Source organism: Acidobacteriota bacterium (genome assembly GCA_016195325.1).
Taxonomy (GTDB): Bacteria; Acidobacteriota; Polarisedimenticolia; order JACPZX01; family JACPZX01; genus JACPZX01.
Genome location: JACPZX010000023.1, coordinates 154,189 through 176,233 on the forward strand (window position 1 = coordinate 154,189; position 22,045 = coordinate 176,233).

At 71.2% G+C, this 22,045-nt stretch carries 18 protein-coding genes and 1 pseudogene; 9 read left to right on the top strand and 10 right to left on the bottom strand.

The window, feature by feature from the left end; genetic code table 11:
• Positions 1-50: 50 nt before the first annotated feature.
• The 6 genes from HY049_05760 to HY049_05785 form a co-directional block, all read right to left on the bottom strand.
• Complete coding sequence (locus HY049_05760; protein ID MBI3448408.1) at positions 51-1,310, bottom strand: hypothetical protein; 1,260 nt, start codon at positions 1,308-1,310, stop codon at positions 51-53.
• A 138-nt stretch (positions 1,311-1,448) separates the two neighbouring features.
• Positions 1,449-2,663: a tetratricopeptide repeat protein gene (locus tag HY049_05765; GenBank protein ID MBI3448409.1), complete on the bottom strand. Its 1,215-nt coding sequence runs from the start codon at positions 2,661-2,663 to the stop codon at positions 1,449-1,451.
• A 147-nt stretch (positions 2,664-2,810) separates the two neighbouring features.
• Positions 2,811-4,298: a metal ABC transporter permease gene (locus HY049_05770; GenBank protein ID MBI3448410.1), complete on the bottom strand. Its 1,488-nt coding sequence runs from the start codon at positions 4,296-4,298 to the stop codon at positions 2,811-2,813.
• Positions 4,299-4,306: 8 nt separating this feature from the next.
• The gene (locus HY049_05775) at positions 4,307-5,380 is read right to left on the bottom strand and encodes a zinc ABC transporter substrate-binding protein (protein MBI3448411.1); all 1,074 of its coding nucleotides are present in this window, start codon (positions 5,378-5,380) and stop codon (positions 4,307-4,309) included.
• 7 nt (positions 5,381-5,387) lie between these two features.
• On the bottom strand, positions 5,388-6,749 hold the full coding sequence (locus tag HY049_05780; GenBank protein ID MBI3448412.1) for a hypothetical protein: 1,362 nt from the start codon (positions 6,747-6,749) through the stop codon (positions 5,388-5,390).
• A gap of 98 nt (positions 6,750-6,847) precedes the next feature.
• Positions 6,848-7,156, bottom strand: coding sequence for a hypothetical protein (locus HY049_05785; GenBank protein MBI3448413.1), 309 nt, complete (start codon positions 7,154-7,156; stop codon positions 6,848-6,850).
• A 129-nt stretch (positions 7,157-7,285) separates the two neighbouring features.
• Between HY049_05785 and HY049_05790 the strand changes: the two genes are divergently transcribed.
• The 6 genes from HY049_05790 (at position 7,286) to HY049_05815 (ending at position 15,930) form a co-directional block, all read left to right on the top strand.
• Entirely contained in the window at positions 7,286-8,011 is a 726-nt protein-coding gene (locus HY049_05790; GenBank protein MBI3448414.1) for an outer membrane lipoprotein carrier protein LolA, read from the top strand.
• A 112-nt stretch (positions 8,012-8,123) separates the two neighbouring features.
• A complete protein-coding gene (locus tag HY049_05795; protein MBI3448415.1) occupies positions 8,124-8,615 on the top strand; it encodes a YajQ family cyclic di-GMP-binding protein in 492 nt (163 codons plus the stop codon).
• The gene (locus HY049_05800; GenBank protein MBI3448416.1) at positions 8,612-9,340 is read left to right on the top strand and encodes a hypothetical protein; all 729 of its coding nucleotides are present in this window, start codon (positions 8,612-8,614) and stop codon (positions 9,338-9,340) included. The genes HY049_05795 and HY049_05800 overlap by 4 nt, the downstream gene beginning before the upstream one ends.
• Positions 9,341-9,342: 2 nt before the next feature.
• Positions 9,343-10,359 (top strand): polyprenyl synthetase family protein, encoded by a 1,017-nt coding sequence (locus tag HY049_05805; GenBank protein ID MBI3448417.1) that lies wholly within the window; start codon positions 9,343-9,345, stop codon positions 10,357-10,359.
• A gap of 224 nt (positions 10,360-10,583) precedes the next feature.
• A complete protein-coding gene (smc, locus tag HY049_05810; protein ID MBI3448418.1) occupies positions 10,584-14,450 on the top strand; it encodes a chromosome segregation protein SMC in 3,867 nt (1,288 codons plus the stop codon).
• Positions 14,440-15,930 carry a M28 family peptidase gene (locus HY049_05815; GenBank protein MBI3448419.1) on the top strand — a complete coding sequence of 497 codons (1,491 nt, stop codon included), beginning with the start codon at positions 14,440-14,442 and terminating at the stop codon, positions 15,928-15,930. The genes smc and HY049_05815 overlap by 11 nt, the downstream gene beginning before the upstream one ends.
• Here HY049_05815 and HY049_05820 read toward each other — a convergent pair.
• Both HY049_05820 and pyrF read right to left on the bottom strand, forming a co-directional pair.
• Positions 15,918-16,886, bottom strand: coding sequence for a hypothetical protein (locus tag HY049_05820; protein ID MBI3448420.1), 969 nt, complete (start codon positions 16,884-16,886; stop codon positions 15,918-15,920). The genes HY049_05815 and HY049_05820 overlap by 13 nt on opposite strands.
• Entirely contained in the window at positions 16,883-17,542 is a 660-nt protein-coding gene (gene pyrF / locus HY049_05825) for an orotidine-5'-phosphate decarboxylase (GenBank protein MBI3448421.1), read from the bottom strand. The genes HY049_05820 and pyrF overlap by 4 nt, the downstream gene beginning before the upstream one ends.
• A 95-nt stretch (positions 17,543-17,637) precedes the next feature.
• Between pyrF and HY049_05830 the strand changes: the two genes are divergently transcribed.
• Both HY049_05830 and HY049_05835 read left to right on the top strand, forming a co-directional pair.
• Entirely contained in the window at positions 17,638-18,087 is a 450-nt protein-coding gene (locus tag HY049_05830) for a thioredoxin family protein (GenBank protein MBI3448422.1), read from the top strand.
• A 97-nt stretch (positions 18,088-18,184) separates the two neighbouring features.
• Entirely contained in the window at positions 18,185-18,355 is a 171-nt protein-coding gene (locus HY049_05835; GenBank protein ID MBI3448423.1) for a hypothetical protein, read from the top strand.
• A 160-nt stretch (positions 18,356-18,515) separates the two neighbouring features.
• Here the strand turns inward: HY049_05835 and HY049_05840 are convergent.
• Both HY049_05840 and HY049_05845 read right to left on the bottom strand, forming a co-directional pair.
• Positions 18,516-19,491, bottom strand: a pseudogene (locus tag HY049_05840) (dihydroorotate dehydrogenase).
• Positions 19,392-20,201 (bottom strand): dihydroorotate dehydrogenase electron transfer subunit, encoded by an 810-nt coding sequence (locus HY049_05845; protein MBI3448424.1) that lies wholly within the window; start codon positions 20,199-20,201, stop codon positions 19,392-19,394. Before HY049_05845 ends, HY049_05840 begins: the two are co-directional and overlap by 100 nt.
• A gap of 60 nt (positions 20,202-20,261) precedes the next feature.
• On the opposite strand from HY049_05845, the gene HY049_05850 reads away from it, so the two are divergent.
• Positions 20,262-21,941, top strand: a complete 1,680-nt coding sequence (locus HY049_05850; protein MBI3448425.1) for an alkaline phosphatase family protein — start codon at positions 20,262-20,264, stop codon at positions 21,939-21,941.
• Positions 21,942-22,045 lie beyond the last annotated feature (104 nt).

Sequence of the window (22,045 nt, forward strand, 5' to 3'; positions counted from 1 at the left end):
CGCAGTCTAACAGAACGCGATCGACTCCGAGGGGCGCGGGCCCCGCCGCTCTAGAAGAAGCGGAGCCGCCCGACCAGCGAGATCGTGTCGCCGATGAGCTCGGCCTTGTCGAGATCGCCGCACTCCGGGACGAACGTCCCCGGCGGCAGCTGGAGCAAGCGGTTGCTGCCGATGTTGCAGGTCTGCGGGCCGTTGAAAACCCTCGTCTCGGTCCCTCCGACGCTGCGCACGAGCGAGCGACGCCATCCGCCCTCGATCCCCAGCAAGTCGTTGAAGGCGTACGCGAACTTGAGCCCGGTGTCCAGCCCGCGGGACTTCGCGGAGTGCTGCTCGACCCGGAGCTGGCTCGTGTGGAGATCGGCGTCGAGCAGGCCGCAGCCGGGGGTGTTGGGATCGTTGTCGTTGACGCATCCATAGACGCGAAACGCCGGATTGACGTGCTGTGCCGAGTGGACGAAGGGGAGTCCGTGGCCGGTGAGATCCCCGTTGCCCGTGTAGCGCCCGAAGACGTGCAGCACGGCGCCGACTTCGAACGTGAGCTTCTTCGTGATCTCGCCGCCGATCCTGAACCCCGCTCCGAGGTTCAGAAAGTTCAGGTCGTAGCTCGCGGGCCGGCTCGCCTTGGCGAGAAAGACGGGGTCGATCAGGACGTTCGGATCCCAGGGGCTGAACCGCTCGATCCCCGAGTGAAAATCGTAGTGCGCCCTCGTGCTCTGGAACTCGACGAGGCCGTCGAGGTGGACGCGCGACGGGCCGTGCTTTTTCCTGGGGAGGGCCCGGATCGCGCCGCCCATGGTGAACTGGTTCAGCTCCGGCGCCGCGGACGTGGCGAACTGCACGAGGCGGAAATCACCGGGCGCACCGAAGTTCCCGATCAGGCGATCGTCGGTCATCGTGCTTCCGGGCGACTTCGTGTCGGAGTAGCCGGCGTACGCCGTCAGGCGGGGGAGGACTCGGTACTTGATGTCGAAAGTGACCCCCGACCCGCCGGTCGGATTGAAGCGATCGAAGATCGTCTGCTTCAGCTTGAGCTGGCTTACGCTGTCGAAGTAGAAGCTCGTCCCGCGCGTGCTCCCGCGAAGGGAGAGCCACGAAGGGCCGAGGCTGACCTCGAGGCGATCGGACAGGCTCTCGCCTCCGGGCTTCGCGGGCGCGCTCGGTGAGGCCGGGGCGTCGCTCTTCGGCTGCGGGTCGGCCGGCTGCGCGGGTTTGTCCGCCGCGGGCTTGGCCTGTGCGACCGCGGGGACGTGGAGGGCCGATGCGGCGAGTAGAAGGGAGCACGCGATGACGACACGGGAGCGCGGAAGCATCAGAGGGTTCTCCAGAGGTCGGAGCCGGGCGCGGCGCTATAGGCTCGGGGGAAAAGGCCCTTATGTGTATCCGAATGTGATTCCTCTGTCAATAGTTGCGCGCTTCCGCGCCACTCGTCCCGCGACGGCGGCCGGCGCTCAGGCGTGAGGCGCGGGAGCCCTGCGCGCCGAGGAGGCTCGCCCCTCGTACTCCCGTGCGCGCCGCGTGTCCCCGGTCTTCCTGTAGGCGCGCGCGATGGCGTCGAGGAGCACGGGGGCGGGCGCCCCCGCCCCCTCGGCCTCGAGGAGGAACGGAAGACCGTCGGAGTCCTTGCCGTCGGCGCAGAGAGCGACGCCCAGGTTGTAGGCGCTCTGCCGGTCGCCGGGCTTTGCCGCGGCGGCCTTCCGGAAGGTCGCGATCGCCTCCGCCGTGTGTCCCTGCTGCATCTGCACGCCGCCGAGATTGTTCAGGAGCAGGACGTTCGCGGGCTCGATCGCGAGGGCCCGGACGATCATCTTTTCCGACTCGGTGAGCCTCTTCTGCCTCAGCAGCGACATCGCGTACCACCCGAGGTGCTGGATGCTCGACGGCTGAGCCTGGATTCCGGCCTCCAGCAGCCGATCGAGCTTCGAGAACTCGCCGACGGCCGAGTAGATCGCGACGAGCTGCGCCATGGGGGGCAGGGCGCCCGGGCTGAGGGTCAGGGCGTCGAGATACTCCTTCTCGGCGCCGTGAACGTCCTTCTCGGATTCGAGGACGAGGCCCATCGCCGTGTAGGCCTCCCAGCCGGCTCGCGGCGCGGCGGCGAGGGCGGAGGCCGTGTCGCGGACGAGCCCGGCGAGGTGATCTCCGGCGAGCGCCTGCGCGAGCTTCAGGCACTCGGGGGCGGCCAGCGCCTTGATCTTGATGGATACTTCGGTGACGCCGCGCGGCCCGAGCGCGCGCGCCGCCAGGGCCGAGGCGGCCGTTTGAAGCGCTCCCGACGCCAGGTCGACGGGCGGGGCCTTCGCCGCGGCGGCCGCGAGCGCGGCGGTTCCGACGGACGTGAAAAGTGCCTGCGTCCCCGCGTCGCGGGCGGCCGCGTCGAACGCGAGCGCCCCGGCCGCGTCGATCCGCCCCGCAATGTCGAATCCGGCCGCGTACGATGTTCCGTCGCGGAAGGTGAGTAGCGTCGAGTCCGCGGCGGCGGATGGCCGGGACGGATACTTCGTGAGCGGCGCCGCGAACGGAACGCGAAGGTGCCATCCGGGGCCGAGCACCTGAGCGGCGCCATCCTTCCGCGCCACGGCCAGCTCCCCCTCGGGAACCCGGGCGATCGATGCGTAGAGAGCGACGGCGAGGATCGGGAGGAGAATCGCGAGGCTGCGCTTCATTCGGGGCGGCGTCCTGATTCTGGCGGGCTCTCCGCGGGGCTCGCGCGCCGGACCCCGCCGGATCCGGACGGATGCGGGCGCGACATCGTGGTCGCGCCGAGCGACCGTATCACGGTCGCGGCCGCGCGGGCAAGAATCAACGGCTGGTCAACGCCTTCGATGGAAGGCCCGCGCCGGGGCATCCCACTCCAGCGCCGCCCCGTCCGTGGCCCACCATTTCGCCGCGGCGTCGAGAGCGGCACGCCCCTGAGGTGCGTCGGGATCGCCGGGGGGGGCGGCGCGGGAGCCGCTCAGCGCGACGAGGGAAGCCAGGGCCTCGGTCCGGCTTATCTTCGCGTCGCCGCGCCCCGCAATCTGGAGGAGGACCGGGATCCCCGCGGTGTCGCCGAGCTGCGCGACGGCCTGCGCGATCCGGAGCCTCACCCACTCGTCCTCGTCCACGTTCTTGAGACCCTGGATGAGGGCGGGGAGGGCCGATCGGTTGCCGGCCCGGCCGAGCGCGACGGCGGCGGCCTCCTTCACGTTTGCCGACTGATCGTGGAGCGCCGCCACCAGATCCGAGACGACGCGCAGATCGCCCGTCGCCGCGAGATCCGCGACGGCCCTGGCCCGGACGTTCTCGTGGGAATCGCGGAGCGCGGCGCGCAACGCGTCGATGCCCCCACCCACCGCGTGCTCCGGTGGGGGCGCCGCCGATTCCACGGGCTCCTGGGCCTCCCCGGGATGATGCGCGGGGGCCGGCCGGAAGCGGTACAGCGTCCAGAAGCTCGCCGTCACGATCGCCGCCGTGGCCGCGGTCAGCGCGACGGCTCTCGATCGGCGCGGGGAGGCGGCGATCGCGCGCGTCAGCCCGCCGAGAATCAGGGCGACCGCGAAGCAGACCATGATCGTCGGCCCGGACGGCCGGTCGTACGAGAAGTAGAGGCCGATGGCCGAGACGAGGGCCGCCATCGTCCACCCCGTCAGCAGGCGCCTCCGGAGGTCCTCGAAGAACATCACCGCGAAGACCGACGGTGCCACGAGGTAGCAGAAGACGAGGAGGACTCCGGCGATCTGCACCGCCGACGTGATCACGACGCCGAAGGAGAGATAGAAGAGGAAGTCCCAGAACCTCACGTTGATCCCCTGCGCGTACGCCTCGTCGGGGTTCATCGAGATCAACAGGAACCGTCGCCGGTAGGCGAAGTGGAACGCGCCGATGAGGGTGTAGAGGATTGCCGTCTTGACGATCTGGGCGGGGGTGACCCACACGATGCTTCCCGCGAGGAGATCGTGGAGGTGCTCCGCGCCGTGCGGCGAGATGTCCGCGAGGAGGATGGCCGCCGCGGAGGCGGTCGCGTAGGTGAGGCCGATCACGGCCTCCTGGGGGACGTGCTCCCGCCGCGTGCGGGTGAGGGCGAAGATGACGGCGGCGAGCACCGCGAATCCGAGCGAGACGTAGTAGGACCCCTCCGAGCTCGGGTCGTAGCCCAGGAGAAGCGCGACCGTCGCCCCGAGCGCGGCGATCTGCGCCAGCGCGATGTCGACGAAGATCACTTTCCGGCTGATGACGTGGATGCCGAGATAGACGTGGATGCCGGTGAGGATGAGGCACGCCAGGAACGGCAGGAAGAGGACCTGGATCTGCTGGGCCATGATGGGTCCTAGTGCCCCGCGCCCGGGGGGGCCGATGAGAGCGCGGAGGCGAGCTGGCCGGTGACGTGGTCGAAGAGCTTGAAGTAGTCCGCCGCCTCGGGGGCCCCGCCGACCTCGATCGGAAGGGTCAGGACCTTCACGCCGGTCTGCTCGGCGACGTAGTCGGTCGAGCGGTGCTCCACGTAGGGGCGGGAGACGATCGCGCGGATGTCACCCTTCTTGAGGCGCGCGATCAGCTCCTCGAGGTGCTTGGCCGAGGGTTGGATGCCGGGCTTCGGCTCGACGTACTCGACGATGTCGAGCCCGAACCGGGCGGCGAAGTACGTGTAGTCTTTGTGGTAGGAGACGACCGGCTTTCCCCGCGCCGGCTGCATGCGGCCGAGCCAGCCGCCGAGGCGGCTTCGCAGAGGGGATCCCCCGACGCTCGTCGCGTCGAGGAAGGCGTCAAGCGTTCCGGCTGACGCCTCGCGCGTCAGCTTCGCGCCCCCCACGAGATCGACGAGCTCCTTGCCGAAGGTAGCCTCGTGAATCGCTTTCACGAAATCCCTCTTCCTTCCCTCGAAGTAGTCCGAGGACGAGGGGTCAATCTTCTTCAGCGCCTCCGCGATTGTCCCGGCGACGACGATGGCGTTGAGCGGATCGGTCAGGTAGTGAGGGTTCCCGTAGGGATGCACGTCCCCCTCCGTGCGGCTGAGGTTCGTCGGGACCTCGAGGACCTGGATCCCCTGCGAGCAGTCGACGAACCCCGGCGCCCCCTGGAGGATCTTCGGGTTGCGCGCCCCCTGCGTGAGCGGCGGGATCCAGCCGATCTCCAGGTCGAGGCCGTTGACGAGGATGAGATCCGCCGCGCGCAGCTTGACCATGAAGCTCGGTTTCGGATCGACGAAGTGCGCGTCCTGGGTTCCGACCGCGATCGTCGTGATGTCGACGCGGTCGCCGCCGATGGCCGCCGCGATCGAGCCGAGGTTCGGGAGCGCGGCGACGAGGCGAATCGGGGCCGGCGCGGCGAAGCCGCCGCCCGCCGGAGCGAGGAGCAGCGCCACGCCGAGGGTCTGGAGAAGGAATCGTCGTGAGATCGTCATGGGAGCCTCAGTACTTATGGGCGCCGTGGGCGCCGATGATGGGAATCCATTCGAAGAGGAGCCGGGTGTCGCTCGTATCGCCGTTGAGCCGGGCGGCGGCGTCGCCGTTGCGGTGCACGCGATCCGCCTCGAACCTCAGCTCCTGGAACTCCGAAGGCACGAAGCGCACGACGAGGGCTCCTCCGGATTGCCTCGCCGACGCGTCGTCGGGCATCTCCGTCCAGTCGTACCGGCCCCCCACGCGCCACCTCTTGGTGAGCTGTCCCTCCACGTACGTGTACCCCCCGCCGGCGAGAACGACGCCGGTGTCGAGCGAGGGGCCGGCGCCTACCGTCTCGGTCCTGCGCCGGCTCCGGAGCCATTCCGTCTGCCACAGGAAGGAGCGGTAGACGTTCATCTGCGGCGGCTTCCACTTGTATGTCACGTCGACGCCGGAGACATTGGACGCGCGGTGATCAGCCGGGACGAGCGTCGCCCCGAGATTCGGATCCGAGACCGCGTCGCGCAGCGACGAGGACGGTCCAGTGCGCCCGAAGGCGGTGCTGAGCCCGAGCTCCAGCGTCGAGCTCGACGTCGTGTTGAAGAAGGCGCTGACGTGCTCGAGGTACGAGAGGTCGTGCCGGTCGCTGTTGAAGGAGGGGCCTACCCTCGGGGTTCCCACCTCGGTGATCGCCTCGAGATAGAGGCCCCACGGGTTCGGGATCAGCACGCTCATCGAGAGACCGTCGTCGGTCAGGCTCTCTCCGCCGAGAACCGTCTCGAGCGCGAGGGGCCTCTCGATCGTGAAGAAGGCGTGATTGTGGAGAGTGTTCCACTTCCCGAAGGCGCTCTTGAACCGCCCGGCCTTCAGCGCGAGGGACCCCGGCAGCGAGAGCGTGCTGACGTACCCCTCCTCGACCTCGGGGCCGCCGTCCACGGGGAAGGTGAGGAAGAGGTCCATCTTCGCGTACGGATCGATCGCCGACTGGAAGGCGACCTCTGCCTCGCTCAGGTCGAATCCATTCCTGTCGTCGGCCCTCTTCAGAGACGTGTTCCCGATCGTCTGGAATACCGCGCTGATCGCGGGGTTGAGCAGTCCCTGGCTCCGCGTCGGGACCGCAGGGGCGGAGGGGGCCGGCGCGGACGGCGCCGCCTGCGCCCCGGCGGTCGCGCCCCCTCCCGCGAGGAGGACCTTCATCTGGTCTTGCAGCAGCCGGACCTGCGCGCGAAGCTGTTCGATCTCGGCGCGCAGCGCGGCGACCTCGTCCGGGCTCGTTCCGGTCGCGGCGTTCGGATCCGCGGCTCGATCGTCGCGGGCGACGGCCGGCGCCGTCAGCGCGACGGCGACCAGCAGCGGAATGCCGGCCGCCCTCAGGAATGATCTTCCCATCTCTCTCTCCACCATGTCCGACGTGAATGCGTAGGAACCCTGTCGGGCCCCATCGGGCTCACCCCCGCGGCGGGCGCGGGGAGGGAGCGCGGTCCGGTTCAGGCAGTCGGACGGGAAGGAGGGGCGCGGAGCGGGTGGAGCCGCGTCTCGATCTCGAGGGCGCCGACCGAGGGGGCGTCGGCAGAGAGAGCGGGGACGGGTGTCGCGGGCCTCGCGATCGGCCCCGTCGTCCGGGCGAGCGCGGGGGTCTGGAGGACGCGGCAGGCGGTGCAGTCGCTCGGCGCGCTGCAGTGCGGCGAGGCGGCGTGGATGAGCGAGGCGACGGAGGCCGTCAGGAGGACGAGGGAGCAGAAGACCAGCCATCGTCTCGAGCGGGCAGCGGCGGGCGTCAGGCGTTGCACGGTCACGAACCGTATCCCAGCCCCCCTCCCTTGTCAAAGAAGTCCCACCCGCGGGAGGCCGGTCCCGGAGCGAGTGATAGACTCGGTCGACCGGCGTTCGCGCGCTCGCGACGCGGCGGAGGCGGCGGAATGGCGATGGACTGCGAGCGAGAGCCCCGGCGGCGACGAGCCCCCCTCGTCCTCGCGGTCGCCGGCGCGCTCTTTCTGACCGGGGCGGCCGGCGGCGCGCGGGGCGCCGACGCGCCTCGGGAGGGGCGCGAGACGGCGCGCGAGATCGCCCTGAGGCTCGACGCGCGGCTCGCCACGCTGCGGACGATGAAGGGGCGGTTCGTGCAATCGTTTGCGTCGTCGGGGCTCGGCATGCCGCAGTCCGAGGGGGGGCGATTCTTCCTGAAGCGCCCGGACCTCATGCGATGGGATTACACGACCCCGGAGGTGAAGACCGCGGTGAGCGACGGCGCGCACACGTGGCTCTATGTCCCCGAGGATGCGGTCGTCTATCGGGGATCCGTCGCCGCTTTCAAGAGCCGGGGCGCCTTCGCGGCGCTCGCGTCGGGGTCCCTGAGGTCCGAGTTCGAGGCGATCGGCGTCGAGGCGAGGGGCGCTCAGGTTCGCGGCGACGTCGTCCTGACGCTCAAGCCGCTCTCGGAGCGCGACGATCTCGCGTCGCTGCTCATCGAGATCGAGCCCACGCGGCTCTCCATCGCCTCCATGACCGCGATCGACGGCGCGGGGAACCGGATCGCCATCCTCTTCAGCGACGTGGAGGAGGACGTCGATCTCCCGGGCGATCTCTTCACGTTCGCGCCCCCCGACGGAGCCCGCGTGATCGATCAGGATCCCCGCCCCGCGAATCGCTGACGCGTCGGCCCGCGACCGCCCCGCCGATCTCGCGGAAGGTCGCGCGTGCGGTTGCCCGGTCCGAAGGTGGGTGGTAACATCCGGCCCCACTCAGCCTCGCCCCTGGAGCCCCATGGCCTCCGAGAGTTCGTTCGACATCATCTCGAAGATCGATCTCTTCGAGGTCGACAACGCCATCTCCCAGGCCTCCAAGGAGATCGCGAACCGGTTCGATTTCAAGGGGACCGGCGCGGAGATCCGCCGCGAGGCGCAGGTCATCCACCTCTCCGCCGCCGACACGTACAAGCTCAAGGCTCTCGACGAGGTGCTGAGGGAGCGGATGGCGAAGCGGAGCGTCCCCCTGAAGGGGATGACGTACGGAAAGCCCGAGACCTCGCCGACGGGCAAGGCCACCCAGAAGATCGACGTCCAGAACGGGATTCCGACGGACAAAGCCAAGGAGATCGTGAAGCTCGTCAAGGAGCTGCGGCTCAAGGTGCAGGCCTCGATCCTCTCCGACCAGGTGAGGGTCAAGGGGCCGAAGAAGGACGACCTGCAGGCGGTCATGCACGCGCTCCGGGAGGCGGATCTCGGATGCCACATCGAGTTCACGAACTTCCGATGACGACGACGCCGGCGCGAGCCCGCCGCCGAGTTCCTCCCGCGAGGAGCGTCGCCTTCTGCGTCGCCCTCGCGGCGAGCGCGGCCCTCGCGTCGAGCGCGGCGGCGGCAGAGAAGTTGGTCGACGTGCGCGGGCGCGTCACGAGCCCCGACGGGCTCGGAGCTGCAGGGCAGACGGTGCGACTCATCAAGACCCGGCGTCAGGTCACCCTCGGGCGGTTCGAGAGCGGGGGACAGATCGCGGAGGCCGCGCGCGTCGCCACCGACGCGGACGGCTTCTACCAGATCTCCGTGCCGCGCGATCGCTCCTTCGACGCGTACTACCTTCGATTCTACGACCCGAACTCCTTCGACACGGTCCAGTACCGCTTGCCCGCCGACCGCGAGATCACGCACGATCTCAAGCATGCCGGGACGCTTCGCATCGACCTCGCGATGGAGTGGAACCCGTCGTGGCCCGAGACCTCGCGACGCGTCGCCGCCGAAGGCGCGGACACCCCGAGGGGGAGGATCCTCAGGACGCTCGGCGTCCCGGAGCGCGAGGAGCAGGGGATCGGCCCCGAAGGCCCGCGGGAGGAGTGGTGGTACCACTCGCGGGGCGTCGTCTATTTCTTCCGCGAAGGGCGCCCGGCGGGCTCGCGCCGGTTCGAGCCCGTGACGGAAGACCCCAGGGCGCCCGCGGCTCCCCAGCGCGCTCCGGAGTCGGCGGCGGCGGGCGGAGGCGTGTAGACGTGGAGCCCGCGCTGAGAAAAGAGACGCCCCTCCCTGCGGCGCCGCCGCTCGGCGCGCTCCTCGAGCCCGTGGAGGCCGACCTCCACGCCGTCGAGGAGCGGCTGGCGAAGAGTCTCGAGTCCGACGTCGAGATCATCCAGACGATCGGCACGTACCTCTCCGAGGGGGGAGGCAAGCGGATCCGGCCCGCGCTGCTCCTGCTGTGCGCCCGCATGGCCGGGTACCGGGGCGATCGCCACGTGCTCTTCGCGACCGTCTTCGAGCTGATCCACACGGCGACGCTGGTTCACGACGACGTCATCGACGGCTCGGCGATGAGGCGGGGCCGATCGACGGTCCACTCGCGATGGGGGAACCATCTCACCGTCCTGTTCGGCGATCACATCTATCTGACCGCGATGAACGAGGCCCTGAGGGCCGACGACCTGAGGCCGATCCAGATTCTCTGCGAGATCACCCTCCAGATGATCCACGGGGAGATCCTGCAGTCCCACATCCATGGAAGAATCGACGTCTCCGAGGAGGAGCATCTGGAGATCGTTCGCCGGAAGACGGCGCTCCTCTTCTCGGGATGCGCGCGCGTCGCGGGATACCTCTCCGGGCTCCCCTCGAAGGCCGAGGACGATCTGGCGGAGTTCGGGATTCACCTGGGGATGGCGTACCAGATCGTCGACGACCTCCTCGATCTCACCGCCGATCCGGTCGTCCTCGGCAAGCCCGTCGCGAGCGATCTCCGCGAAGGGCGCATCACGCTCCCCCTCATCTACCTTCTCGAGAAGGGGGAGGCGGTCCACCTGGAGATGGTCCGCTCCCTCGTGCAGGAGCGCCGGTTCGACCGGGCGTCGCTCGCTGAAATCGTCGGCGAGATGAGGCGGCACGGGAGCCTCGATCGCGCCCGCAAGCTCGCCCAACACTACTGCGGCCTCGCCCGGGCCCGCCTCATGACCTTCCCGGAATCGCCGGCCCGGAGCTCGCTCGTGGGCGTCTGCGACTTCATCACCGCCCGCTCGTACTAGCCCGGGCACCTCCCAGGCCCCTCGGCGTTCACCCGCAGATCCATCGGACTCCAGGGGTGTGTTTCTCGCAACGCCACCATATCTTGCGCACGGATGTCGGAGTCAGCACGAACTGTGGTAGGATGCCGACCTATGTCATGGTAAGGCCGAATCCGCCGCATTGAGGCCGGTCAACCTGGGCGGCCGTTGTCGGGCCGCCCCTCCCAGAGTCGCGGGGTCCACCGATGTTCAGGCTCGAGAAGCTGGAACTGAATGGCTTCAAGTCGTTCTCGTCCCGGACCGAGTTCCTCTTCGGGGCCGGCATCACGGCGGTGGTCGGCCCGAACGGCTGCGGCAAGAGCAACATCGCCGACTCGATCAACTGGGTCATCGGCGGGCAGAGCTCGCGGGCGCTGCGCGCCGAGCACATGGGCGACGTGATCTTCAATGGAAGCGACGCCCGGCGCCCCATGGGGATGGCGGAGGTCTCGCTCCACCTCGTCGCCGCGAACGGCGCGGACCACGCGACGGTGTCGGTCGAGCTCGAGGGGTCGGCTTCGCGCTCCGATCCGGAGACGACGGTCGATTCGGGGGATGTCACCGCGGCGGAGCTCCCGGAGGCGGATCCGATGCCCCTCGCCGAGGCCGGGAACGGCCACGCAGGCGGCAACGGGAACGGCTCTCACCCGGCGCCGCCCGACCCGACGGGCGACGCCCCGCGTCGCTCATGGCTCGATCGGCAGAAGGTCGTGATCACGCGCCGGCTCTTTCGATCGGGGGAGAGCGAATACCTTCTCGACGGGCAGAAGTGCCGGCTCCGCGACATCCAGGATCTCCTCGCGGAGGTGCGCATCGGGAGCGGCCTCTACAGCGTCATCGAGCAGGGGCGCGTCGACTCGGTCCTCCTCTCGCGCCCCCGTGATCGCCGCGTGCTGATCGAGGAGGCCGCGGGGATCGCGCTCTACAAGGTTCGCAAGCGCCAGGCGCAGACGAAGCTGGAGGCGACCGAGGCGAACCTGCTCCGCATCCACGACATCGTCTCCGAGCTCGAGAAGCAGATCGGCTCCCTCAAGAGGCAGGCCGCGCGCGCGCGCCGCTACGCCAGGATCTCCGCCGAAATCGAGAAGGGCGAGCGCATTCTGTTCCACCATGAATCGGTCCGGCTCGACGGCCAGGCCGACCAGATCGCCGCGCGGCGCGTCGAGGTCGAGGACCACGGCGCCCGGGCGGCCGCGACGCTGGCGAAGGCCGAGGCCCTCGTCGCCGAGGGGCGCGAGGCCGTCGCCGAGGAGGCGGCGCGCCACCAGGCCGCCCGCGAGGGGCTGCACGCCCTCGATCGGGCGCTCGATCAGATCAAGGCCGGCATCGATCGCTTCCGGGAGCAGGAGACCGAGGCGACGACCCACCTCGCCCGCGGCGCCGCGGAGGCCGCCTCGCTCGCCGGGCGGCTCGCCGTCGCGCGGGCGCGCGAGGAATCGCTGGCCGTCGAGCTCGACGGGGCGGCGACCGAATCGGCGCGCGCCGAGGGCGCGGTGCTCGACCACGAGGCTTCGGCGCGCCTCGACGCGGCCGCGCTCCAGTCCGCGGAGGCCGCCCTCGCGGCGGCGCGGGAGGAGGCGGTCGCCGGCGCCGGCGGGCTCAGCGAGTGCCGGAACGAGATCCGCCGCCTCGACGAGAGCGCGGCCCGCTGGCACGCGGAGGAGTCGCGCCTCGAGCGGCTCGTCGCGGAGATCGGCGAGGAGAGCCTCTCGCTGGTCGAGCGGGGCCGCGAGCACGAGTCCGGGCGCGAGGCGTTCGGCGTGTCGCGGGCGGGGCTCAGAGAGATCATCGAGGACGGCGCCCGCGCGCTTCGAGGGGCCGAGTCGCGCCGCGAGGCGCTGCTCCTCGAGCGCGAGGAGCGCCGCGGCCGCCTGCGCGCCATCGAGGAGCGCATCGTCAGCCTCTCCGGCATCGAGGAGGCGGACGGGCAGGAGCTCGAGGCGCTCAGGGCCGGCTCCCCCGCGCGATTCCTCAAGGACATCCTCTCCCCCCCCGAGGGGTTCGATCGCGCCGTCGACGCGGCGCTGCGCGGACTGCTCCGGGGGTGCGTCATCGACTCGGTCGACGAGGCCGCGGCGCTGATGGCGGCGCTCAAGGATCGCGGCATGGGCCGCGCGGTCCTCATCCCCGCCGAGGCGCGGGCGCGCGGCGCCGGCGCGCCGGACCCGCATCCGCATTCACCGGTCGGCGGGAGCCTCGGCACCCTCGCGCAGCTCCTCGACGCCGGCTCGCTCGGAATCCCGGGGCTCGCCGTGATCCTCGATCGCGTCGCGGTCGCCGCGGACATGGCCTCGGGGCTCGCGGTGCGCGAGGCGATGCCCGGACGCGACGTGGTCACTCTCTCGGGCGATTTCCTCTCACGCGATGGCTGGATGGAGGGGGGCGCGGAGATCCCCGAGGAGGCCGGCGTCATGACGCTGAGGCGGCTCCTCAAGAGGCTCGGCGCCGACTCCGAATCCACGGGATCCCGCGTCGCGATGCTCGACGGCGAGATCGAGGCCCAAGAGCGGATGGTGGGAGACCTGCGATCCCGGGCGGCGGATCTGAAGCACCGCGAGGCGATCCTCGAGAAGCAGGGGGAAACGCTGCGCGTCGAGGAGGAGGTTCTGCGGGGCGAGAGCGCCCGCCTCGAGCTCCGGCGCGACGCCCACGCCGCCGATCTCGGCCGCGTGCGCGAGGATCTCGCCGCGGGGGCCGGGGCGCGGACGGCGGTCGCCTGGACTCTCGCGGAGACGCTGAACCGTCACGACGGATTGCTCCGCGAAGCGGAGTCGCTGGCGGGAGGCGTGGACACCGCGCGCGGCGCCCTGGCGGCCCGCAACGCGGCCCTCGCGACGCAGCGCTCGGCGGCCTCGGCGGCGCGCGAGCGACGGGCGTCGCTCGAGGCGGAATCCCGCCACCACGCGGCGGCGATCGCCGACCTGCACGGGCGGATCGATCGGGAGAGGGAGGATCGAATCCGGTGGGACGCGCGCCTCGCGGAGGCGAGGAGCCGCCTCGCCGAGGACACCTCGGTTCTCTCCGATCGCATGGCAGATCGCGTGCTTGCGGACGGGCTCGTCGCGTCGGCGGAGGCGGCGCTGATCGAGAAGCGGGGAGCCCTTCCGGCGCTCGAGGAGGGGGTGAGGCGGGCGCGAGGGGCGCACGACGAAGCGCGCGAGGCGCTCCACGCCGTCGCCCTCGAGGAGGAGCGGCTCATCGGCGAGAGGCGCGGGCTCGAGGCGCGCGTGATCGAGCGCGGGCTGCCGTCGCTTGCCGTCGCCGTCTCGGACCTCACGCCCGAGGATCGCGCTCTCGATCCCGAGGCCGTGAGGTCTCAGATCGCCGCGCACCGGGAGCGCCGCGACGCGATGGGTGCGGTCAACCTCATGGCCGTCGAGCAGTTCCGCGAGCTCGAGCAGCGTCACGCGTTCATCACGGCGCAGCGCCGGGATCTCGAGGACTCGATCCGGTCGCTGAAGGAGACGATTGCCCGCATCAACCGGCAGTCGCGCGAGAGATTCCTCGACGCCTTCGAGAAGATCCGCACGGGGTTCGCCGACATCTTCAAGATCCTCTTCGGAGGCGGCCGCGCCGATCTCCGCCTCGTCACCGACGGCGACGAGGACGGTGATCTCCTCGAGGCCGGCCTCGAGATCAGCGCCCAGCCCCCCGGCAAGCGCCTGCAGAGCCTGTCGCTCCTCTCCGGCGGCGAGAAGGCCCTGACCGCGATCGCGCTGCTGTTCGCCATCTTCCGCTACTCCCCCTCTCCGTTCTGCCTCCTCGACGAGGTCGACGCCCCGCTCGATGAGGCGAACGTGATACGGTTCAACGCGCTGCTCGAGCGGATGTCGTCCGACACCCAGTTCCTGATGATCACGCACAACCGCCGCAGCATGGAGGCGGCGGCGATGCTCTACGGGATCACGATGGAGGAGCCCGGGGTGTCGCGCGCGGTGTCGGTCGTGATGGCCTCGGAGGCGGACCGGAAGGAGGCCGCCCGGACGCTTCCCGCGCTCCTCGCCTCGCGCCATCGGGGGCACGCGGGGCGGGTGCGGCCGGCCGCACCCACCGCGGGCGGGAATGGCGCCTGAGAGATTCCTCCCCACCGCGCTCCGGATCCTGCCCGCGCTCATGACGCTCCTGGCGGCCGGCCCTCTCGGCGCCGGCGGGGACACCGGCCCGCCGCCGAAGGACCCACCGCTCGATCGGCCCCTCGCCGCCGCGGTCGTCGCGGCGCGCGCGGTCACCGGTGTCCGCGATCTCGTCGCGTTCGGGCCGAGGATGGGAGGCACCTCCTCCGGCGATCGCGCGGCCGCCTACCTCAGGGGACGGTTCGAGGCCCTCGGGCTCACGGTCGTCGAGACGGTCGAGCCCGAGAAGCCGACGCACGAGGAGAGATCGTTCGAGGCGACGCTCCTCGAGCCCGGGGCGGCGCCGCTCGACGCGTGGCCCGTGGGCTTCTCCCCCTCGCTCCCCTCCGCTGAGCTGCTCGTCCACCGATCCGCCGGAGGTGTCCCGAAGGGGGCGTGGGCGCTCCTCTCGGACGAGGTCCCCGACGCCGCCGCACGGCGGGCGGCCGAGGCCGGGGCGACCGCGGTCCTGACCGATGCGCCGCGCGAGGAGGGGAGGTATCTCGACTGGGCCCCCGCCGAGGAGCTCGGCGCCTCCGCCCCTCGAACGGTGCCGGTCTTCACGCTCTCTCTCAACTCCGGGAAGAAGGTCCGCCGTGCCCTCGACGCGGGAGGGGCGGTGAAAGTCCGGCTCTCCCTGGACGCGCGGACCGCCCCCGGTCGCCCTCGCTCGATCCTCGCGACGCTCCCGGGGGATCTCCCCGGGTGGTATCTCGTCTGCGCGCACGGAGACTCCGACTCGGGCGGGCCGGGGGCCGACGACAACGCCTCCGGCGTCGCGAGCGCGCTCGAGGTCGCGACGTCGCTCGCGGCGGCGGCGCGCGCGGGGCTCCTGCCGAAGCCTCGTCCGTCGGTGCGCTTCGCGATCTGGGGAAGCGAGATCCACTCCTCCCGGGCCTTCGTGACGGAGCGCGCCCCGGAGATCGAGTCGCTCCTCGGCGTCTTCAACTTCGATCAGACCGCGGCGGCGACGGAGAGGCACGCCATCTACTTCGAGGGGAACGACGTTCCGTGGAACGGGCCGCTGCTCCGGACGCTCCTGTCGGCCGCGAAGGCTCTCGCGGGTCGCGACGGCTTTCCCGGCGAGCACACCACGAACCCTTCGCTCGGAGGAACGGACGCCGAGATCTTCCTTCCGAAAGAGGCGCACGGGGCGGGGCTCACGAGCGCGCGCGTCCCGGTGACGACGGTCTTCACCGCGGCCTGGGGGAGCCCCGAGGAGGTGCCGCAGACTCCCGGCTGGGACTCCGACGCGTGGCCTCAGAAGGGGATCGTGCGCATCGACTACAGCCCCGTCTACCACTCGTCCGGAGACACGCCGTCCGCGGCGACCGATCATCGGGGCGACAACATGGCGGCCTGCGCGCGCGTCGTCGCCGTGGCGCTCGGGCGGCTGATGTCGCCGCCGGCTTCCGGAGAAGCGCCCTCTCAGCGTCGCTGAGACTGCGGCCGGGCCGGCGCGGCGGCGCCCGCGCTCGCTTCCGGCTCGGGGGGGTGAGCCTGAAGGAGCTTGATCGTCACCGGCCACAGGCCAATCGTCTCCGCCGTCGACCCGATGTTGGTCAGCCCCGGGTTCGAGGTCACGGGGTGCGCGGAGTCGCCCCCGCCGCGAGGGCGCTCGGATCGGATGCGGAGGTCGAGGCGGGTGACCTGACCTTCCTTCACGTCCAAGTCGTCGTACGACTCCGCCGCCATCAGCGTGTACTTCGGATCGCCGGCGAGGCGCGCCGCCACGATCAGGAGCCCCCGGTGATGGCCGGCCCCCGCCGGGAACCGCCAGCGCGGCGGGTGGGGGAGGTAGACGAGCGGCCCCCCCTTGTGGCGCTCCGCCACCTGCGCCGTCGACGCCTCGAAGAAAAGGACCTCGTGCCGTCCCGGTGAGGCGCCGAAAGGGCTGAGGGTGTGCCACTGATCCGGAACGTGCGCGGGCTGCGAGCACGTGACGGCGAAGGCGAGCTCGACCGGTGTCTCGCTGCGCTGCGCGTCGCCGTGCGCGACCGCGGGAGCGACGACGGAGTTCTCGGCGGCGGAGCGCTTCGGGTCGTCGTCGAAGAAGATCTCGATGAACCCCATGGCCGCGGGCGTCGTCGCGGCGGGAGGTACGGCCGCAGGCCTGGCTGGCTTGCGCCGCATCGCGTCGAGGATCGCGTCGCTGAGCCCGGCCTGCTTCAGCTCGGCGAGCATCTCGGGCGAGAGATCGTACTGGCCCGGCGCCTCGCGGACGCGCTCGAGGATCCGCGCCTCGCTCATCCCGCTCGCCAGCATGCGCACGACGTCCTCGTCGTTCAGGGGAGCGGGGGCCTCGGCCGCGATCGCGCCGGCGAGCCCCCACGGCAGCGCGACGAGGAGGAGCGCGGCCCACCCCGGCCCCCCGCGCGTTCCGGGCGGCCTCGTCACATCGCCATCTCCGCCGCGATCGCCTCCGCGGCGCCGGCGGGATCCGCCCCGCCGGTGATCGGCCGGCCCACCACGAGGTAGTCCGCCCCCGCGAGGATCGCCTCGCGCGGCGTCGCCGCGCGCTTCTGATCGTCGAGTCCGGCGCCCCCGGGCCGGATCCCCGGCACGACGATCACGAACGAGGGGCCGCACTCGCGCCTTATCGACGCGACCTCGTGCGCCGAGGCGACGACGCCGTCGAGGCCGCTCCTGCGGGCGAGGATCGCGAGATCGGTCACGAGCGCCGGGACGTCGGCGCGGAGCCCGACGGCCCCCATGGCCGCCGCGTCGAGGCTGGTCAGGATGGTCACGCCCAGGATCCGCGGGCGCGCGGCGCCGGGAGCGGTCCCCGCGCGGGCGGCGGCCGCCGCCGCGCGCATCATCTCTTCCCCCCCGGTGGTGTGGACGTCGGTGAAGAACGCCCCTGCCCTCGCCGCCTCCTCGACGGCGCGTGCGACGGTGTTCGGGATGTCGTGGAACTTCAGATCGAGGAAGACCTTCTCGCCGGCCTCGACGATGTCGCGGACGACCGCCGGGCCCGCGGCGGTGAAGAGCTGCAGCCCGACCTTGAAGCAGCCGACGCGGCCGCGCAGGAGGGTGACCGTCCGCCGGGCCATCTCGCGATCCGACGTGTCGAGCGCGACGATCAGGCGATCGCGCGGTGGGACCGGCCCCGGTTGACGCAAGCTCCGCCCTCCCCTAGCATCTTTTCATGGAACGCGAGTCCCGCCTGAGCCCCCCGGTCCTGGCGCTGATCCTCGTGGGGATCGGCGTCGTCCTTGGATACGGAGCCTTCGTGACGACCCGGACTCCCGGGGAGGAGACGCTGCCGCCCGGCGACGTGAAGGTCGCGTCGAAGGGGGATGCCTTCTCGATCCACGACGCGCTCGTTCCGGGCAAGTACACCATCTTCGATTTCTACGCGGACTGGTGCGCGCCGTGCCGCGCCCTCGATCCCGAGCTGCGACGGCTCGCCTCGAAGCGGCCGGACATCGCGGTGCGCAAGGTCGACATCATCGACTGGGAGTCGGCGGTCGTGAGGCAGTACGGGGTCACCGCCCTCCCGCACATGAAGATCTACGACCCGCAGGGGACCCTGCTCGGCGAGGGGGACGATGCCTACCGCGTCCTCCAGAACGTGCTCCGGATCGACACCCTCTGACGCCCGGGGCTCCGCCAGCCCGACGACCTCGATCCTCACCTTCGCCGTCCCGTCCCGCGAGCACTCGATCTCCCGCGCCGCCCTGTACGACAGATCGATGATGCGCCCCCGCGTGAACGGCCCGCGGTCGTTGATCTTCACGACGACGGACCTCCCGTTCTCGAGGTTCTCGACGCGCACCTTCGTGCCGAACGGCCACGTCCGGTGGGCCGCGGTCAGCTCGAACATGTTGTACCGCTCGCCGCTGGCCGTCTGGTTCCCGTGGTAGTCGGGGCCGTACCACGAGGCGTACCCCGTCTCGTGGTCCCCGATCTCGACGCGCGCGACGCGGGGGGACGTCGCAGGGCGCCCTCCGCACCCGAGAAGCGGGAGCGCGGCAAGCGCGAGCGCGGCGGCGCCCGCGAGCACGCCGGCGATCCGGCGTCCGCTCACGCGCCGGGCTCCTCCGCGGATCGCTCCCCGCGATGCGCGGCTCCCACGAGATCGGAGATCTTCGCGACGCCCTGCGCGCGGCAGTAGCCGGCAAGGCCGTCGACCGTGTTCGCGGAGGCGCACGGATCGACGAACGTCGCGGTCCCCACCTGCACGGCCGTCGCGCCCGCGAAGATGAACTCGAGCGCGTCGGCGGCCGTGCCGATGCCGCCGATGCCGATGATGGGCGCGCGCACCGCCCGACAGGACGGGGCGGCGCGTCGCGACGTCGATCTTCATGCCGAAAAACGTGTTCACGAGCGACAGGATGTCCGCGCCCCCTTCCATCGCCGCGCGCGCGATGAGCGCGACGTCGGTCACGTTGGGCGAGAGCTTGACGACGATCGGGAGCTTCGTCCTGTTCCGCACCGCCGCGGTCACGCGTCGCGTCGATTCCGGATCGACGCCGAACTCGACGCCGCCGCGGGAGGTGTTCGGGCACGAGACGTTCAGCTCCAGCGCCGACACCCCGCTCCTCCCCTCGAGCCGGGCGGCGAGCTCGGCGAACTCCTCGACCGTCGCGCCGAAGATGCTGGCGATGACGGCGGCACCGCACGTCTCGAGGAAGGGGAGCTTGTCGGCGAGGAAGGCGTCGATCCCGACGTTCTGCAGGCCGATCGAGTTGATCATCCCGGACGGGGTCTCGGCGAGGCGCGCGGGGGCGTTCCCCTGGCGGGGGAGGAGCGAGAGGCTCTTCGTCACGATCCCGCCGAGCCTCGAGACGTCGAAGTACGGGGCCAGCTCCTCTCCGTAGCCGCACGTGCCGCTCGCCGTGAGGACGGGGTTCTTCAGATGGAGGGGCCCCAGGCTCACCGACAGATCGGGAGCGACGCTCACCACACGATCTCCGAGGCGTCCATCACCGGTCCGTCGACGCAGGTCCGCCGGTAGAGGATCTCGGAAGATCCTTCGCGGCGGACGCCGACGACGCATCCGACGCAGACGCCGAAGCCGCACGCCATCGGGCTCTCGAGCGAGACGTGGCAGACGGCCCCGCGGCGCCTCGCGACGCCCGCCGAGGCCTTCATCATGGGCGTGGGCCCGCAGACGCAGAGGATCGACCCCTCAACCCCCCGATCCGAGAGGACGGCGTCGAGAAGATCGGAGACGTACCCCTTCCTCCCCTCGGAGCCGTCGTCGGTGGCGATGAGCGTCTCCACCCCGAGCTTCCGTGTGGGGGCGGCGCCGGCGACCTCGACCGACGTGCGGCATCCGAACAGGAGGAGGGGCCTGCGTCCGGCGCGGATCTCCGCCGCCGCGAGCGGGTGGAGCGACGCGACCCCCACCCCCCCCGCGACGAGCACGAGGCGATCGCCGGGGGCTCGCCGGGGGGCGAAGCCGAGCCCGAGGGGAAGGAGCGCCGCCGCGCGGTCTCCCGGCCGCATCTCGGAGAGATAGGCGGTCCCCCTCCCGAGAATCTTGTAGAGGATCTGCACCTCCCGCGTCGCGCCGCGCGGCTCGGGGAGGTTGTAGATGCTGAAGGGGCGCCTGAGGAGGGGATCCTGCCGTTCCCCCAGCGAGAGCATCACGAACTGGCCCGGCTGCCATGAGGGAAGATCGACGCCGGCCGAAAGCGTGATCAGAAACCAGGACGCGCCCACGTTTTCGTTCGACGAGACGCGAAGATGGAAGTCCGCCGGCATCGGGCAGAATCTAGCACACGTCTCCTTGGGGGTAGGAGCCCGTGATATAGTCGGCGCCCCGTGATGCGCAGGCTCTCGACCTTCTGCAAGCTCGTCGTCAACGCCTCGCCGACGGCCACGATTGTCCCGGCTCTCCTCGCGGCGCTGGTGCTCGGCGTCGACCCCGAGGTCGCCGTGGAGCCCCGGCGCCTCCTCGCGCTGGTCGGCGTTCTCGGTCTCGCGTACGGCCCGCCCGTCCTCGTCGCGCTTCCAGCGGCCTTCACGTGCGTCCGCTTCTTCGCGGCGCACGATCTCACGATAGGCTGGTTTCACCTCAAGACCGCGGTCTGGTTCCTCGCGACCGGGACCGCCGGGACGCTCGCCCTCGACCTCTGGAACTACCATCGGCTCGGCGAGAGCCTCGGTCCGCGCGGCCGGCATCGATTCGTCGCGGCGATCGTCGCTCCGGCGATCACCTGGCTGGCCGCCATCGTCCTCGCCTCCATCGCGCAGTGGAAGGAAGGGCGCGCCCGCGCGACGCGGCTCCGGATGGCGATCGGGCTGCTCCTCGCGGGACCGCTTCTCGCGCTCGCGCCGCTGGCCCTCGCGGGCCCGCCGGCGGACGAGATCCCGTCGACCGTCCCCGAGATGTCGGCCCCGGGGGGCCCCGTCGTGCTCCTGGCGATCGACGGCGCGAGCTTCTCGGAGATCCTGCCGCTCGCATCGGAGGGAAAGCTCCCGAACTTCGCACGGCTGATGAAGGAAGGGGCGCGGGGCCCGCTCCGCTCCGTGAAGCCCGGGCGATCGGCGGCGGCGTGGGCCAGCCTCGTGACGGGAAAACTCCCCCCGCGGCACGGCGTCCTCGATCCGAACCGCTACCGCATGGGAGACGCCGGGCCGGAGACCTCGGTCCTTCCGGAGGGGCTCGGCATGAGGCGCTGGGCCTCGCGCTTCGGCCTCTCGATCCGCCCGGTGACGGAGCGCGATCTTCGCGCGCGCCCGCTCTGGACGATATTCGACATGCTGCGCCTCGAGGCGACTTTCCTGGACTGGCCCCTCGGCGCTCCTCCCCCCGATCGTTCGGGCGCGCCGGCGGCGCCGGAAGAGGCGCGGCGTGTGGCCGACTGGCGGAGCCGCGTCGCGGGGGGGGCCGCCCTCACCGTCGAGGAGCAGCGCCGGCTCGACCGGGCGGTCGGCGTCGATCTCGCGGTGCACACGGCGCTGCAGCGCATCCTCTGGTCGCCGGGTCGCCCGCGCGTCCTCGCGGCCCGCCTCGCAGGGCTCGGCATCATCGAGTCGACGTTCCCCCACGTGCCCCACCCCGAGAGCGTGGGCGTCGTCCCCGAGGAGAGCGACGTCCGGAGGTACAGCCGGATCACCGATCGCTACTACGAGATGCTCGACCAGATCGTCGGCCAGGTGCGCGCCGCGGTTCCGAAGGAGGGGTATCTCCTCCTCGTCTCGCCGTGCGGGAGCGAGCCGGTCGCGGCGTTCGACAGGCTCATCCGGAAGATCTCCGGGCTCCCCTCGGTCGCGGCCGGGCACGACGCCGGCCCCGCGGGGATTCTTCTCGTCGCCGGCGAAGGGGTCGCCGAGGGGCGGCAGCTCGACGATCTCAGGATCGCCGACGTCGTCCCCCTCACGCTCTACGCCCTGGGCCTCCCCGTCGGCCACGACATGGACGGCCGCCTCCCGCGCCGCCTCTTCAAACGAGCCTTCCTGGAGTCCCACCCCATCACCTTCATCCCCACCTACGGCTGACGATCGACCACCTCAAACGGCGTCGAGGGGTGGTGCGCAAGATTGCGTCGGGGGAGCGTCTGGGACGAGCCCGGGTACCCGTGGAGGCGTCAGGAGCCACCTGT

Excerpts from the sequence above, each read along its gene's own strand:
- HY049_05760 (MBI3448408.1), bottom strand. The coding sequence starts at position 1,310 with ATGCTTCCGCGCTCCCGTGTCGTCATCGCGTGCTCCCTTCTACTCGCC.
- HY049_05765 (MBI3448409.1), bottom strand. The coding sequence starts at position 2,663 with ATGAAGCGCAGCCTCGCGATTCTCCTCCCGATCCTCGCCGTCGCTCTC.
- HY049_05770 (MBI3448410.1), bottom strand. The coding sequence starts at position 4,298 with ATGGCCCAGCAGATCCAGGTCCTCTTCCTGCCGTTCCTGGCGTGCCTC.
- HY049_05775 (MBI3448411.1), bottom strand. The coding sequence starts at position 5,380 with ATGACGATCTCACGACGATTCCTTCTCCAGACCCTCGGCGTGGCGCTG.
- HY049_05780 (MBI3448412.1), bottom strand. The coding sequence starts at position 6,749 with ATGGGAAGATCATTCCTGAGGGCGGCCGGCATTCCGCTGCTGGTCGCC.
- HY049_05790 (MBI3448414.1), top strand. The coding sequence starts at position 7,286 with ATGGACTGCGAGCGAGAGCCCCGGCGGCGACGAGCCCCCCTCGTCCTC.
- HY049_05795 (MBI3448415.1), top strand. The coding sequence starts at position 8,124 with ATGGCCTCCGAGAGTTCGTTCGACATCATCTCGAAGATCGATCTCTTC.
- HY049_05800 (MBI3448416.1), top strand. The coding sequence starts at position 8,612 with ATGACGACGACGCCGGCGCGAGCCCGCCGCCGAGTTCCTCCCGCGAGG.
- smc (MBI3448418.1), top strand. The coding sequence starts at position 10,584 with ATGTTCAGGCTCGAGAAGCTGGAACTGAATGGCTTCAAGTCGTTCTCG.
- HY049_05815 (MBI3448419.1), top strand. The coding sequence starts at position 14,440 with ATGGCGCCTGAGAGATTCCTCCCCACCGCGCTCCGGATCCTGCCCGCG.
- pyrF (MBI3448421.1), bottom strand. The coding sequence starts at position 17,542 with ATGGCCCGGCGGACGGTCACCCTCCTGCGCGGCCGCGTCGGCTGCTTC.
- HY049_05830 (MBI3448422.1), top strand. The coding sequence starts at position 17,638 with ATGGAACGCGAGTCCCGCCTGAGCCCCCCGGTCCTGGCGCTGATCCTC.
- HY049_05835 (MBI3448423.1), top strand. The coding sequence starts at position 18,185 with ATGATGCGCCCCCGCGTGAACGGCCCGCGGTCGTTGATCTTCACGACG.
- HY049_05845 (MBI3448424.1), bottom strand. The coding sequence starts at position 20,201 with ATGCCGGCGGACTTCCATCTTCGCGTCTCGTCGAACGAAAACGTGGGC.